Raw genomic sequence first — 15,180 nt, 5'->3', positions numbered from 1 at the left:
AAAGTTGGGTGTATTTCTTCATTGTGTGCTTTCCAATTGCGAGTTGAAAAAGTCCAATGATTCTACGAATACACCTAACTTTTTCAACTAACTACAAATGTGTCGCACTTGGGATTTGAATCTGCGTGATTTAAAACTGATTATTTTTATTAAAAAAATTTAGTTTTTTATACCGAATCAGCAAACGAAGCCGTGCTGAGAGTTTTCTGTACCTATTGATTTTGTGATTTCTAGGACTCATTTGTAGCATCGTTATGCATTCATTTTCTCCTTAATCTATTGATTTAATTACTCTACATTAAGCCCTTCATCCTTGGTATTTAAAATAATGAACTATAAATCAGAAAAAGAGAAAGGATTTGAAAATCTTCAGTCTATAACTCTCTATTTACCGACTCATTCACCAAGCTCACCACTTATTTAAACCTAGGTCTTTCTACAAAACTTCTCGCTATAAGAAAGCCTCAGATGCGAACATCCGAGGCTTTCAATTTTTAAACGTGTGCTGAGCTAAGTTATTGCGCGGTATAACCACCATCCATCACCACGGCTTGACCCGTTACACCGCCCGCCTTATCACTGGCAAGGAAGATTGCATAATCAGCAATTTCTTCGACACTGAGTAAGCGTTTTTGCGGCACCATCGCCAAAATCACATCTTCTAATGCACTTTGTTCACTGACATTTCGGGTTTTAGCCAAGTCATGAATTTGACCGCGTACCAACGGCGTATCGACATAGCCCGGACACAGAGCATTCACGGTGATGCCATCACGCGCGCACTCTAAAGCCGCCACTTTGGTCAAACCAATCACACCATGCTTAGCACTGTTGTAGCCGGCCTTGCCAGCAAATCCAATTAATCCATTAATCGAAGCCATATTAATCACACGACCAAACTGCTGTGCTTTCATGATTGGAAATGCGTACTTAATGCCAATGAATGACCCCACCAACATGACATTAATCAGCTTTTGATAGACTGCAGTTGGAAAGTCTTCAATCACTGCAACATGCTGAAAACCCGCATTATTGATGAGAATGTCCAACCGACCATAAGTTTTCTGAGTCAGTTCAATCGCAGCTTTATATGCTTCTTCATCAGTCACATCACAAGGCGCAGACAATGCTTCAAAGCCTTGCTTTTGAAGTGCCGCCACAGTTTCAGAACACTTCTGGGCATTCATATCAGAAATGACAACTTTGGCACCTTCACTGGCAAATTTCTTTGCAATTTCATGTCCAATACCACTGGCTGAACCAGTAATAAATGCAACTTTATCTTTTAACAGTTGACTCATGATGTACTCCGTTGTCTTCTTTTTTCATTCCAAAGTCTTAAACAATACCAAACCAAGTAAAGGCAGCAATAGCAACAAATACCGCGATGGTTTTAATAATCGTGATGGCAAAAATGTCTTTATAGGATTGTTTATGGGTTAAACCTGTCACAGCAAGCAAGGTAATCACGGCGCCATTATGCGGTAAGGTATCCATACCGCCTGATGCCATCGCTACAATACGGTGCATCACTTCGGGTGGAATCCCCATGGCTAGAATCGCAGCATTGTATTGATCAGCCATCGCACTTAAAGCGATACTCATACCGCCAGAGGCTGAACCTGTCACGCCTGCCAATACTGTCGTGGTGACCGCACCATTGACCAATGGATTGGTAAAGGTATTGCCCAATGCATGACTAATGATCGCAAAGCCCGGTAAAGCCGCAATGATCGCACCAAAACCATATTCAGATGCGGTATTCATCACTGCAAGTAAAGACCCGCCAATACTGGCATTAACGCCATCTTTGAAGCCTGTATAGACACGACGGAAATCAAATGAAATTGCCGCGATAATACCCACAATTAAGGCTAAACCCACGGCCCAAATGGCAGAAGTTTTGGCAACATCGACAGAGTAAGCTGCAAGTCCAATGGCATTGAAATCAAAACCGTTTGGATACCATTCTTTAATCGCAGTGGATAAATACTTATTGGTCACGGCAACTAAAATGAGCGGTACAAAAGCCAACCATTGACGTGCGGTAGAACCATTCGACGTTGTATCTAAGTTTTGCTTCAGTTGTTGTTGCTCGGCTTCAGTCAGCTCAATACCTGTGGCATAACCATCGCCATTTCGAGCAGCTACACGGCGACGCCATTCCAAATAGCTCAAGCCCGTTGCTAGAACAAATACCGCACCAATCAAACCGAGAAAAGGCGCTGCATAAATGTCTGTACCAAAAAAGGTCGTCGGAATAACGTTTTGAATCTGCGGGGTTCCCGGCAAGGCATCCATGGTAAACGTAAATGCACCAAGGGCAATGGTCCCCGGAATCAAACGCTTTGGAATGTTGGCTTGTCTAAAGAGTTGATTCGCAAATGGATAAACAGCAAAGACCACCACAAAGAGACTGACGCCGCTATAGGTTAAAATCGCCCCTAAAAGTACAACAGTTAGCATCGCATTTTTAGAGCCAATCAGGTTCACAATGGTTTTGGCAATGGATTCGGCAATCCCTGACATTTCAACCACTTTACCGAAGATGGCACCGAGTAAAAACACCAAGAAATAATCTTTAATAAACCCAACCATTTTGGGCATAAATACGCCTGAATAAAAAGGCAAAACGTTAGCTGGGTTAATCAGTAAAACCGCTAACAAGGCACAAATTGGTGCCATAAGAATGACAGAAAAACCTCTGTAGGCTGTATACATCAGTAGCCCAAGAGACAATAAAATTACACCCAAATCCCACATATTTTTTACTCCATCCTTAAAGAAAATATGTCTTGATGTGCTGTGATATTAATGGCGAATGATGTCAAATCTAGTGGAGTCACAGTGCAATCAGCCTGTGCGGAAAAACCAAATACGCATTCATAGACCGTCTATTTCCCTCATGACGAGATGTCTATTTGCACTCTGATCTATGTACTATATTTATCCATCAGAGCATTAATATTTCAGCTTATGGGTCAGACTATAATGCATATAAACCCATGCATTGTTTGAAAATAATCATTGAGTAAGAAGAAAAATTGATTAATATCCAAGCCCTAGTAAGACTGATAAAACTAATTGCATCAAGTTAAAGGTAAAATTTCACAATCGCACGAAATGACTATTTTTTATATTTTTCATTCAGTTAAAACATATTTTTACAGACTATCACGTTGTTCGATTTATACTGCTTTGGCGACTTGATAAAAATGACACCCACTTCCATCACTTGATCTGTTTTGACCATCTGTTGTATTTTTTATGTAAATCATTTGAGAACAACACGTTCATTTTCATTCAACATCGTGTTGCATCATTGCTCAGGGAAGCTCATGACACTCAAACAATTAAAAGCCTTTTTGGTCCTTGCACGTACGCTTAATTATGCCAATGCAGCCAATGAACTGTGTCTGAGCCAATCCGCTCTCAGCTTAAGCATTAAAACATTAGAAGAAGAACTCGGTGGAAAACTGTTTAAACGCAATACACGTCGGGTAGAAATCACCCTTGAAGGTCAGTCCCTCATTCCCTATGCCAAAAAGCTCTTGGCTAACTGGGAGGATATGGAAAAAGATGTCAAACAGCGCTTTAAACTCAACCGTGGCACTTTAAATATTGCCTCAATGCCCTTTGCCACTCATGCGGTACTCCCCGAAGTGATGCATGATTTTGCACAGCAGCACCCCAACATCAGTTTTTCAATCCATGACATCACCAATGAAAAAATCATTGAAAAAGTTCAAGAAGGCATCTTTGAGATTGGCATTTGTTTTGAGCCCAAGGCCAATGATCAACTGATTTTTCAGCCTATATTCAATGAAGACTTTTTAGCTCTCTTGCCCAAACACCACGTCTTAGCCAAACAAAAAAGCGTGACATGGCTTGAACTCTGCTCTTGTCCATTTGTGACCTTACAAAACCCCTCGATTATTCGGCATGTGATTGAGGAGCAGTGTGCGGCGCATCAAGTGGTGTTGGATTTGAAAGTCGAATGCCACCAAATCAGTTCTCTATCTCACTTTGTTGCCTATGGTATGGGTGTCAGTGCGATTCCACGGCATTTCCAAAAATTCATCGATCTTGAAAAAAATGTATTGGTTGAAATTAAGGACAATCAAGCACAACTCGCGGTGGGCATTATTTATAAAAAAGATTATGAACTGTCTAACATGTCGTCCCAATTTATTGAAACCACACTTTGGCATCATTTCTAAGCGAAGCTCTCCCTCCTTCGGACGAAACTGAAGCTAAACCTTAATAGCTCAGAATAAGCCGTATGATTATTTGCATGGCTTTACCACATGCTTTGACTCTTCTTTTATTTATTTTTCTTCGTAAATATTCTGCATTAATGAGTTTTTCTTATTATACGTTAGAAAGATTCAATTTCTAAAAAGTGCAGCGCAATGCTAAAAAAATAACAAGCAAGGAAGATCAGGAAATAAAAGATGAATAAAGTCGTCGTAAATGCAGCCGAAGCATTGGCTGATGTGGTTGCCAATAATCAAACTGTTGCCGTGGGTGGTTTTGGCCTCTGTGGTATTCCAGAAGCATTAATTGATGCCTTAAAAGATACAGGTGTCACAGGTTTAACCTGTATTTCAAATAATGCAGGTGTGGATGGCTTCGGTTTAGGTAAATTATTAGAAACCAAACAAATTAAAAAAATGATTGCCTCTTATGTCGGTGAAAACAAAGAGTTTGAGCGACAGTATCTCAATGGTGAGCTTGAAGTTGAGCTCACCCCGCAAGGTACACTCGCAGAAAAACTACGTTCAGGCGGCGCAGGTATTCCTGCATTTTTCACCCAAACAGGTGTAGGCACCCTCATTGCCGAAGGCAAAGAAGTCCGCGACTTTGATGGTCGTCCGCATATTTTAGAAATGTCTCTCACTGCGGACGTTGCTTTAGTGAAAGCCTACAAAGCCGATAAAGCCGGTAACTTGGTATTCCGTAAAACAGCACGTAATTTTAACCCTGACTGTGCCATGGCAGGCAAATTCACCATTGCCGAAGTTGAACAGGTGGTTGAAATTGGTGAAATCGATCCAGATGACATTCATTTGCCGGGTATCTACATCAACCGTGTGGTACTGAACGCCACCCCCAAAAAGCAGATCGAACAACTGACCATTAAAGCAGAGGAAGCTTAATCATGGCTTGGACACGTAATGAAATGGCGCAGCGTGCTGCCCTTGAACTCGAAGATGGTTTTTATGTCAACTTAGGTATTGGCTTACCGACCTTAGTGGCCAATTATCTACCCGAAGGGATCAATGTTTGGTTACAGTCAGAAAATGGCTTGCTCGGTATTGATGAGTTTCCAACCCGTGATGCAGTCGATGCAGACTTGATTAATGCAGGAAAACAAACTGTCACCGCACGTAAAGGGGCTGCATTTTTCTCAAGCTCAGAATCCTTTGCCATGATTCGTGGTGGTCATGTCAATATTGCTATATTAGGTGCAATGGAAGTCTCTGAAACGGGCGACTTGGCAAACTGGATGATTCCGGGTAAAAAAGTCAAAGGCATGGGCGGCGCAATGGACTTGGTCTCTGGTGTACAAAAAGTCGTGGTGCTCATGGAACACTGCGCCAAAGATGGCACGCCAAAAATTGTGCCTCAATGTACCCTACCACTCACGGGTAAAGCTGTCGTCAGCCGTATCATTACTGACTTAGGCGTGATGGATATCACTGCTGAAGGTATGAAACTGGTTGAACTGGCACGCGATGTGAGCCTAGAACAAATCCAGAAAGCGACTGGATTAGAACTTATCATCAATGACTTTAAAGCTGCTTAAGTACAAAACAGCATCATTCAAAGCAGCTTCGGCTGCTTTCTTATTGGGCTCACTCAAAAATATTTTCAGTTACCAATAGGTATTTTTATGGCCTTTAAATCAAACATAAAAACCATCATCAGCTTGTTCAAGAGCATCTCTATACTCCCAAATTTAGGGAATGATGACTCCCGCGCACATCTTTTTAACCCAAATATCGGATGAAAAACCACACCGCTCGGCTACTATATTTGCATTCCACATCCAGAGGTTCCCATGTCACAACAAGATTATGAAAATGGTTTAAAAGTTCGCACAGAAGTCATGGGCGAATCTTTTGTTAAACGTGCTCAAGACAATACTGTACCTTTCACCCAACCTTTGCAGGACTGGATTAATGAACATGCTTGGGGCTCAACATGGCAACGTGAAGGTGTCCTACCGCGTAAATATCGCTCGTTAATTACCATTGCATTTTTGACAGCACAAAAAAGTCCAACTGAGCTGAAAGGTCACGTTCGCGGTGCGCTAAATAACGGTGCAACGGTTGAAGAAATTCAAGAAGTTCTTTTACACAGTTTGCCTTATTGCGGCGCACCTGCAACTCAAGAGGCGTTCCGTGCTGCACTGGAAGTGATTCAGGAATATCAAAGCAACTCATAAATAGTTTAAGCGCCCATACAAAAGCGTCTTTTGCAGTCGTATGGCGCAATTCATCTGGTTTGGCTATGCCGTATTTTTTGCCTAGCCAAACCATTTCCATTAAAAGGCTTTGGTCACACTCATGCCAACGCTAAAGTTTCGACCATCGGCCGGTTCAAAGAAGCGACTATTGCTGTCATTCACAATCACTGAGCCAACATAGTTACGGTCAAACAGGTTATCTACGCGAGCATAACTGTTGATTTTCCAATCACCGTTTACCCATACATAGCCCACATTGGCCGCCATAATGGTATAACTTGGCGCTGTATCTGAATTAATATCATCCACATAAATTTTATCCATATAGCGTGCTTCTAAGCCTGCTTGGAAACCCTGTTCAGGTTGCCATGCAATACGGGTAAACGCTTGGTTTTTGGCAACTCCGGGAATCTTATTTCCTTTATTAATGGCTTTCGCATAAGGTTTTTTTGAATCATCTGGATTCGCTATTTCTGCTGTATAACTATCAAATTCAGCATCGATATAACTAAAGCTCGATTGTATGTTGAGCTGTTTCCAGATCGTTTGTTGCCATGAAAGCTCTAACCCTTGTCGCGTGGTTTGATCTGCATTACGAAAAGTCGCACGACCATCACGTGTTCCCGCTGTCACTATATCGTTTTTTGTATCTGTCTGGAAAACAGCTAAAGTGAAGAGCCCGAATGGATTCTGCGACTTTAAACCTAGCTCGTAATTATCACTACTCGCAGGTTTTAACGCAAAATTCATACCCGATTTCTTAGGATCAGCGTTATAAGCCATTTCGGTAAAGGTAGGGGTTTCAAAGCCTTTGCCATAACTGGCATAGGCATAAAGTTCAGGTGAAATTTCCCAACCTAATGCCACAGATGGCAATAATTTTTGATAATCCGTTGAACCACTGTCATCGCCATTTTTATCAATGATGTAATGGTCTTCCGACTCATAATGCACATTGCTATAGCGTAAGCCTGTATCAAGATACCACGTGGGTAAGAACTGCCATGAGGCTTGTACATATGGATCTAAATTCCACAGGGTATTATTTTCATTACGGCGTAAATTACCTTTAACACCATAAGATTCTTTACCATTTACCATTACAAAATTATTATAGCCTTGACGGTCTTCATCCATATTGTCTAAAGCAATACCAGCACTAAATGTAGTATTCGGTAATAATTCTTTACCTGTCCAACGGAAATCAGCACCATAATAATTACGCTCGAAATCAATCACAGCACCAGCATGAGTAGGTAGCTTCTGGGAGGTAGCTCCATTAGGAATTGCCTGATATTGAGTGACTTGGCGGTTGCCTAAATATGCCATGGCATAGAGTTCATTTTTATCATTAATCGGTTTAAACCAAGTCACACCTGTTTGAGTTTGTTCAATATCTTTGCGAGCGTTAAACCCCATATTTTTTACATAAGGAGCGATTTTTTTTGGGTTTGCTTGCCAATCCTTACGCTCTAACCCCATTGGGTCATCTGCATGGATTTTGACATAGTTGGTGACCCAGTTGATTTTACTGCCATCCTCTAAGTTCCACGTCAGTTTGGCATTATTTAATACTTTTTGTGCAGCACTATGATCTCGAAAACCATCGGTATCAAAATAAGAAGAACTAATCACATAAGCAGGTTGATTGGCCTGTTCGGAACCCCCTTGTAATTGGATATTGGCTTGTTGCTTATGGTGGCTGCCTGCATTAAGACCCACTTGGATTGAGTCTTTCCCTTGCCCTTCTTTGGTCTCAGTCAAGATGGTTCCACCTGATGAGTTACCATATAAAGATGAAAATGGCCCTGTCAGTACTTCAATGTGATCTAAACTATTGAGGTCAATATTGGAACTTTGCCCTTGACCATCAGGCATGGTCGCAGGAATACCATCGACATACATCCGAATGCCACGCACGCCAAAAGTCGAACGAGCGCCAAAGCCACGCATCGAAATCTGTAAGTCTTGCGCATAGTTTTCACGGTTATTGATTTGTAAGCCTACAACCCCTTGTAAGACTTCAGATAGGTTCACATTGGCATTGTTTTGTACTGTAGCCGCTTGGACTTTTTGAATGGATGCAGAAGTTGATAACAACTCGCTATCGGTATGTACCGCTTGGACAGTGATCACAGGAAGTTGATATTCTGTCGTTTCTGCATAAGCATGCATAGATTGTAAAATAACCGCAGTCAATAAGGCTTGTTTAAAAGGCGCAGGCATCAAATAAGTTAATCGCACAATATTTCCTTGCTTGTTATTACCATAAAAATGGGAAGCCTATCATCTCGACAGGCTTCCCATACAATAAAACGTTTTAATCGGCTAAGCTATACGCAACCACATAATCACCATGATCAGGTGACTGACGTGCCCCACCTGCGGAAATGACCACATATTGCTTGCCTGTTTTTGGAGAAATGTAGCTCATCGGTGTCCCTTGGCTACCTACAGGTAAACGCGCTTTCCATAACTCTTCACCATTAGATGAATTGAAGGCACGTAAGTAGAAGTCTTGTGTTGCAGCAAAGAACACTAAACCACCTTGCGTCGCCATTGGGCCACCAATGGTTGGCATACCAATCGGCGCTTTTAAGCCCATTTTAATGCCCATTGGACCCGTATCTTCAAACGTACCTAAAGGCACCTGCCAAGCCACTTGACGGGTTTTCATATCAATCGCAGTCATGGTTCCGAATGGTGGTTTTTGACATGGAATGCCCAATACCGACATAAAGCGGTTTTTATTCACTTTATACGGTGTACCTTTCATTGGCACTGCGCCCATACCTGTGTTGACCTTCTCTCCACCACTGGCTTCAAGTTTTAAATCTTCAGGCGTTTGTTTAATCAGCTGAATCCACAGACCTAAGCGCATGTCGTTGACAAACATATAACGATGCGTTGGGTCAAATGCGATACTGCCCCAGTTCATCCCACCCAACGAACCCGGGAAACTCAAAGATATATCAGAACCCGGTGCTGTAAATAGACCATCATAACGCATGGACTTAAAGTTAATACGACACATCAACTGGTCAAATGGCGTTGCGCCCCACATGTCCGATTCAGTCAAAGTTTGATTGCCAATCTGTGGCATTTCAACTGAACGTGGCTGAGTTGCGCTGTATTGCTCATCAGGAATATCTGCAGCTTTTACAGGTTGCTCAACCACTTTGGTTAAAGGCTTGCCTGTCACACGATCGAGTACAAAGAACTGCCCTGACTTTGTGCCAATGACGACAGCAGGTTTGGTTTGCCCATTTTGCATCGGAAAATCGACCAAGCTTGGCTGCATGGGTAAATCGAAGTCCCAAAGGTCATTGTGAACGGTTTGATAAACCCACTTCTCTTTACCTGTGGTTGCATCCAAAGCCAAAACAGAAGAATTGTACTTATGGTCTACAGGTTGACGGTTTCCACCCCAGACATCGACCGATGAACTTCCCATCGGTAAAAACACCGTGTTCATTTGCGGGTCGTAGGACATTGCAGCCCAAGAGTTAGCTGAACTACGTTTGTAGATTTCACCCGGTTTGAGGACATAATTTGGATTTGGGTTACGTGGATCAAAAGCCCAGCGTAGCTGCCCAGTAATCACATCATAAGCACGAATCACACCACCGGGCATATCCGCTGCAAAGTTATCAGCAATACGACTTCCAACGATGATACTGGTGCCCGCAATGGTTGGCGCCGAAGTCACTTCAAAACGAGGCGCTTGCGTGCCCGCACCTAGACCCTCCAGTAAGTTCACCGTTCCATCGACACCAAAGTCTTTACAGCGTTCGCCTGTATCGGCATTGACTGCAATTAAACGACCGTCAGGTGTATTGGTATAAACACGACGTGGACATGCAGTATTATTTGCCACCGCTGTCACCGCACTGGCACCTGCTAAAGTCGGTTGTACCAAGGCTTGAGTCGAGTCAAAGTAACCCACACCACGGCAACGCTCCCAAGCATCGGCTTTAGAGTTCACTTCAGCCTTCCAGACTTGTTTACCTGTATCTGCATCTAAAGCAATGATGTTGTTATGCGGTGTACATAAAAAGACTTTATCACCGACCTGTAAAGGCGTGAGCTGGTCTTCTGCGCCATTACCCGTACCTGTGGTCATATCGCCTGTTTGAAAGCGCCATGCTTCCTTTAACTTAGACACATTATTTCGGTTGATCTGATCCAACGCAGCAAAACGACTTCCACCAGCATCATTACCATAGTGCGACCAATTCACTTGTTGAGTTTGAGCTGTTACAGGCACTAAGGGTAGCTCTTCACCACTGGCTTTTACCGTTGGATGTGGAATAAACATGCCATACAAACCACCGAGCATACCTAACACCGTTAAACCACCTAAGGCATAAGCGGGTGCTGAAGGCGCAATTTGAAATTGGTACTTACGAATAGCAGGTAAGGTAAAACACAGTGCGGCAAATAAACCCGCAGGAAACATTAAACGTGAATGGAGTGCCCAAAAATCCCAACCGGCATCAAACAGTGCCCAAACCACGGTTCCAAGAAAAACCAGTGCAAAGATCCAGACACCCAATGCTTTTTTTCTAAAAATAAATATTGCGGAAATGGTGGTCAATAAACCTGCAATAAGGAAGTACCATGAACCACCTAAACTGATCAGTTTTCCACCACCGATTAAATAAAATAAGCCAGTCAGCAATAAAGCTAAGCCTAATATAAAGCACCATATTTTAAATATGGGTTGAGATTGCGCTTCGGACATACTTTTTACTCCAAATGCTGTGTTTTAAATGATCTCGCCTACTTTGTTTTGAGCATCATTCACACCACATCCAAACTTTGAGCATCCACAATTAACTTGCTTCAACAATGAAAAAAAGAGCATTTAAATTCAGCAATCACATCACTGATATTTTAAACACTCTTCCACTTCAAATACGATTAAAAATTCACCTTAACGCTAAGGCCCGCCACCCATGCGTCATCTACTTCTTTCACCCCAGAAGGTTGATAGATATATTGCAAGTTGGGTCTGAGCATCACCGCAGGTGACCATTGATAGGTATAGTTCAACTCAACATTGAGTTCGTCATGTTGAATTGGGACATAGTCGCTGGCTAGCGCATCGTAACTGTAATAACCACGACCTTCGTTGGTGGCGATTTGCTTATCCGTCACACGGTCATTCACCACATAGTTGGCAAAACCGAAGCCAATCGAATCATTTGGACGGCTATCGAATGGACCTTTGTACCAAAGTGCCAGTTGTTGCGTACTTTCTACAGCGGTCGTGTCTCGGTCATTGATAACCCCGTTAAAACTGATATATAAACCGCGTTTAGGATCAGCCCCGTGTTGGGTCAGTTGTTGTTGAGCATTCAACCAAAAACTATATTTGCCATCGTGGATTTCTCCTGATGTGCCCACATCTTTAGCCTCGGCTGTGGAATACAGCGCACCGAGTTTATATTCACCTGGTAAACTATTAAATGTGGCAAGTTTTGGTTTCCATGCCAGTTCAACTGGAATGGTGGCCCCTTCGACATTGTCCATATCGAGGTTAAAGCCATCACGGTCTGAATCTGTTTTGACATTGTCTGGATTGACTTCATAGACGCCAACGCCAAGTGACCAGTCTGGTGCAAATTGGTATTTAACATTGGTGCCCCATAAGCTGACAGGCCAGTTATACCAAATCGACCCTATGGACTTACCTAACTGTCCACCACACAAAAGTAAGTTCTGAAACTCACATTGCGAGCTGTTAAAGTCATCAGACATACCCATACGACCAATCTTAAATTGAACGCGGTTATCATCAAATCCAGTTTTGATCCAAGCCTGAGTTAAGCGCCAAATTTTGCCACGACCATAAATTTCTTGGCTGTTGCCCAAGGTACTGGCACGAGGGTCTTTAATTCGTTCAAGCGTTAGGGCGTTACCATCACGTTTGGTAATCATTAAGCCGGCTGTGGTATTTTCCCAACCTGCAATTTTATTTAAATCAAAATTGGCACCTAAGGTCAGCTGCGCGGCATTGTCAAAACTATTGTCATCGTTATAACCGCCAGCCAAATTGGTCGCTGCTTGGCTCATAATCGATGCTGTAAATTTATAACCTTGATCTTCCAGTTGCTTCCGTTCACCGTTCCAATCACCGAATAACCATTGACGATCTGCCGAATAAAATTCATTGGCTGAAGCCAATTGGCAAGTCATAAGCGCCAAAGACAATGTGCCGATTCTTAATAATTGTTGTTGCATCCCAAACATCCTTTTCTGTGAGGAAAGCTCAACTCAAGTGAGCTTTCCATGCGGTTTTTATTATTTGACTCGAACGGCTGGACTCAGTTCAGAAGTTGCACCCAAATGGTCAGTCACATTGGCTGTCACACTTGCAGCACCACTGGTCACTTTCCATATTGCTTGACCTTGACCTTGTGCATTCGTTGTCACAACTTGCATCCCTAAATACTGCTCTGCTTCTTGACTCTTCGCTTGATTATTAGCAAAGAATTCAACTTGGTAGCGTTGATTTGGCTGTGCTTGAACTGTAGCAGTGACTTGAGCTTTGCTATAGCTTAAACGTGGCGCTTGGATATTTTGGTTTGGCATCGCATTACAGCCCTGCTCATTTGGCTGTGTGCAAGTTTTTTGAAGTTTGGCCGCTTCAATGACTACGCCACCCCCACGAGAGCCGACAAAGCCAGCATGTTCAAGCGCAGGCACTGCAAACACAATGGCGCCTAAACGTTGATTGGGTACACACGAACCACCCGCTTCACAGCGTTTAATATCGTTACCATTGTCCCAAATTAAGTTTTTGGTCAAGGTTGTGCGGGCATTGGCATCTTTTTCTGAACGAATGGCAATGCCAAGGCGGTTACCATGAACTCTATTACTGTCAAAAATGTTGCCATCACCGGTGAGGTTAAAACCTATCGAGTTGTTGGTCAGTTCGTTATAAGCGATGTAATTGCGCTTACCCCAGTTGATTTGCAAACCATCAGAATAGTTTTCAAACTTGTTACCAACCACGGCATTATCATTACCCCAAAGAATCTCAATGCCCTGAGATGGCTCTGGGTTGGCTTTGGTTGAAGTGAACAGGTTATTGGCCACAAGGTTAAATGCCGCTCCACGGGTGAGCTCTAAACCGTCACCATTATCGACAAACAAGTTGTTCAAGACTTTGTTGTTATTGGTGGTGGTTGAAGTTGGATTACCTTTACCATCATCACCTGTCAGCATCACACCTGAGCCACCGTAGTTATTACTGATACGGTTATGTTGAATCAAGTTGTTGCTTGACCGGTTCACCAGTACACCAATGCAGAAACGGTGAATATCAAGACCTTTTAAGGTCACACCATTCACATCTTGCAGAACCAGACCCGGTAAAGTTGTGGTACGGACATTGGTGCCATACTGTTCAGGGTTTGCCCCCGGGCAGGCTTTCGCGCCTTCACCTTTAATATAGTTTGAACCATCAATCGCAATAAACTCGCCTGTTTTGTCCCACTGAGTACCGATAATTTTCACTGAAGACTTAATTGGCGGTAAAGCTTGATTCAGTTTAATTACATAGGGTGCTTTACCTATAGCTTGGATTTGAATTTCATTTTCTTGTGCAGCATTGGCATTGGATTGTTCAATTGCCCAACGTAATGAACCTTTTGCAGTATCGTCCTGATAACGATCCACAATATAAGTTTCTGCACTGACAAAACCTGATGCCGCTAAACTCAAAACCAATGTGGTCAAACGTAAAATTGATGGTTTCATATTTTAAATCCTTTTCTATCCTTGAAGATGAATAACACAGTGCATTAAGGGATCGGTTGTACTGTTTTCAGCAACTGTTTGAGTTGAGTCACATCAATTTGACCCGGTGCAGAGGCTTCACCAATCATGCCGAAACTTAGGCTGCCGCCCATGTTGGCAGTCGCGACACGAGAAATCGTACCCAACTGCCCCATCGACATGGTTAGCAGTGGTTTTTGACTTTTTTGACTCACAGCCAACGTGGCATTCATGAGGGTAAAGACATCTTGTTTTGACTTTGGCATCACCGCAATTTTTAGAATGTCGGCACCCATCTGATCTTGTTTTAGCAGACGGTTTTCAATGTCTTGTTGTTCGGGGGTTTTGGCAAAATCATGATTTGACATGATCACCAACACGTTCTTTTCATGTGCTAATTTGGTTAATTTCGCTACACTGCCAGCATCGCGGAACATTTCGATATCCAGCAATTGCATAAATGGCTTTTTCAGGTATTCACGATAAATCTTTTCATAGTCTTGGTCAGATACCGTCATTTTTCCGCCTTCGTTATGGGTACGAATGGTCGCAATCAACGGTTTATCTTTTAAAATTTGATTCAGCTGCTGACCCAGTGCAATCACTTTTTTAGTGTCGGCAGAAAATTCCAATAAGTCGATACGAAACTCAGCCACATCAGCGTTTGGATTACTGGCAATCACTTTTGCTTGAGCAAGTGCTTGTTCAGCCGTTTTTGCAGTAATGGGTACAATAGTTTTGACAGGTAAGTCACCAATATTGAGGTTTTTCACCATATAGTGTTGTGTCGTAGGAGCAACTTCCGCTGCAAATGCTGGCATTGCTGCGATAACAGCACTGCTTAAGCAGAGTTGCATTGCTAATTTTTTGATTGTCATCATTACATTTCCTTGTATTTTCAAACTATTGCCTGACTTTTATCA

Annotated in this window: 11 protein-coding genes; 4 read left to right on the top strand and 7 right to left on the bottom strand. The window is 42.6% G+C overall.

Annotated features, from left to right (window positions below; translation table 11 throughout):
- Window positions 1–515: 515 nt before the first annotated feature.
- Window positions 516–1,301 (bottom strand): 3-hydroxybutyrate dehydrogenase, encoded by a 786-nt coding sequence (locus HYI04_RS12515; protein WP_058952206.1) that lies wholly within the window; start codon window positions 1,299–1,301, stop codon window positions 516–518.
- A gap of 37 nt (window positions 1,302–1,338) precedes the next feature.
- On the bottom strand, window positions 1,339–2,763 hold the full coding sequence (locus HYI04_RS12510) for a GntP family permease (protein WP_178896220.1): 1,425 nt from the start codon (window positions 2,761–2,763) through the stop codon (window positions 1,339–1,341).
- 575 nt (window positions 2,764–3,338) lie between these two features.
- On the opposite strand from HYI04_RS12510, the gene HYI04_RS12505 reads away from it, so the two are divergent.
- From HYI04_RS12505 to HYI04_RS12490, 4 genes are all read left to right on the top strand, one after another.
- Window positions 3,339–4,220, top strand: coding sequence for a LysR family transcriptional regulator (locus HYI04_RS12505; RefSeq protein ID WP_178896219.1), 882 nt, complete (start codon window positions 3,339–3,341; stop codon window positions 4,218–4,220).
- Between the two features lie 234 nt (window positions 4,221–4,454).
- Complete coding sequence (locus HYI04_RS12500; RefSeq protein WP_178896218.1) at window positions 4,455–5,159, top strand: CoA transferase subunit A; 705 nt, start codon at window positions 4,455–4,457, stop codon at window positions 5,157–5,159.
- A gap of 2 nt (window positions 5,160–5,161) precedes the next feature.
- Window positions 5,162–5,809 (top strand): CoA transferase subunit B, encoded by a 648-nt coding sequence (locus tag HYI04_RS12495; RefSeq protein ID WP_058869077.1) that lies wholly within the window; start codon window positions 5,162–5,164, stop codon window positions 5,807–5,809.
- 255 nt (window positions 5,810–6,064) lie between these two features.
- Complete coding sequence (locus tag HYI04_RS12490; RefSeq protein WP_004981378.1) at window positions 6,065–6,451, top strand: carboxymuconolactone decarboxylase family protein; 387 nt, start codon at window positions 6,065–6,067, stop codon at window positions 6,449–6,451.
- A 99-nt stretch (window positions 6,452–6,550) separates the two neighbouring features.
- On the opposite strand, the gene HYI04_RS12485 is transcribed toward HYI04_RS12490, so the two are convergent.
- From HYI04_RS12485 to aroD, 5 genes are all read right to left on the bottom strand, one after another.
- Window positions 6,551–8,647 (bottom strand): TonB-dependent receptor, encoded by a 2,097-nt coding sequence (locus HYI04_RS12485; RefSeq protein ID WP_256733000.1) that lies wholly within the window; start codon window positions 8,645–8,647, stop codon window positions 6,551–6,553.
- Between the two features lie 145 nt (window positions 8,648–8,792).
- Complete coding sequence (locus tag HYI04_RS12480; RefSeq protein WP_178896217.1) at window positions 8,793–11,216, bottom strand: glucose/quinate/shikimate family membrane-bound PQQ-dependent dehydrogenase; 2,424 nt, start codon at window positions 11,214–11,216, stop codon at window positions 8,793–8,795.
- Between the two features lie 179 nt (window positions 11,217–11,395).
- Window positions 11,396–12,673: a carbohydrate porin gene (locus tag HYI04_RS12475; RefSeq protein WP_372239175.1), complete on the bottom strand. Its 1,278-nt coding sequence runs from the start codon at window positions 12,671–12,673 to the stop codon at window positions 11,396–11,398.
- Between the two features lie 105 nt (window positions 12,674–12,778).
- Window positions 12,779–14,239, bottom strand: a complete 1,461-nt coding sequence (locus HYI04_RS12470) for a nitrous oxide reductase family maturation protein NosD (protein ID WP_159153159.1) — start codon at window positions 14,237–14,239, stop codon at window positions 12,779–12,781.
- A gap of 44 nt (window positions 14,240–14,283) precedes the next feature.
- Window positions 14,284–15,138 (bottom strand): type I 3-dehydroquinate dehydratase, encoded by an 855-nt coding sequence (gene aroD, locus HYI04_RS12465; protein WP_159153158.1) that lies wholly within the window; start codon window positions 15,136–15,138, stop codon window positions 14,284–14,286.
- Window positions 15,139–15,180: the final 42 nt, after the last annotated feature.

Origin of the sequence: Acinetobacter sp. SwsAc2, assembly GCF_013391465.1 — a bacterium.
Taxonomy (GTDB): domain Bacteria; phylum Pseudomonadota; class Gammaproteobacteria; order Pseudomonadales; family Moraxellaceae; genus Acinetobacter; species Acinetobacter johnsonii.
This window is presented reverse-complemented; position numbering and strand designations above follow the sequence as displayed.

Excerpts from the sequence above, each read along its gene's own strand:
- HYI04_RS12515 (WP_058952206.1), bottom strand. The coding sequence starts at position 1,301 with ATGAGTCAACTGTTAAAAGATAAAGTTGCATTTATTACTGGTTCAGCC.
- HYI04_RS12510 (WP_178896220.1), bottom strand. The coding sequence starts at position 2,763 with ATGTGGGATTTGGGTGTAATTTTATTGTCTCTTGGGCTACTGATGTAT.
- HYI04_RS12505 (WP_178896219.1), top strand. The coding sequence starts at position 3,339 with ATGACACTCAAACAATTAAAAGCCTTTTTGGTCCTTGCACGTACGCTT.
- HYI04_RS12500 (WP_178896218.1), top strand. The coding sequence starts at position 4,455 with ATGAATAAAGTCGTCGTAAATGCAGCCGAAGCATTGGCTGATGTGGTT.
- HYI04_RS12495 (WP_058869077.1), top strand. The coding sequence starts at position 5,162 with ATGGCTTGGACACGTAATGAAATGGCGCAGCGTGCTGCCCTTGAACTC.
- HYI04_RS12490 (WP_004981378.1), top strand. The coding sequence starts at position 6,065 with ATGTCACAACAAGATTATGAAAATGGTTTAAAAGTTCGCACAGAAGTC.
- HYI04_RS12485 (WP_256733000.1), bottom strand. The coding sequence starts at position 8,647 with ATGCATGCTTATGCAGAAACGACAGAATATCAACTTCCTGTGATCACT.
- HYI04_RS12480 (WP_178896217.1), bottom strand. The coding sequence starts at position 11,216 with ATGTCCGAAGCGCAATCTCAACCCATATTTAAAATATGGTGCTTTATA.
- HYI04_RS12475 (WP_372239175.1), bottom strand. The coding sequence starts at position 12,673 with ATGACTTGCCAATTGGCTTCAGCCAATGAATTTTATTCGGCAGATCGT.
- HYI04_RS12470 (WP_159153159.1), bottom strand. The coding sequence starts at position 14,239 with ATGAAACCATCAATTTTACGTTTGACCACATTGGTTTTGAGTTTAGCG.
- aroD (WP_159153158.1), bottom strand. The coding sequence starts at position 15,138 with ATGATGACAATCAAAAAATTAGCAATGCAACTCTGCTTAAGCAGTGCT.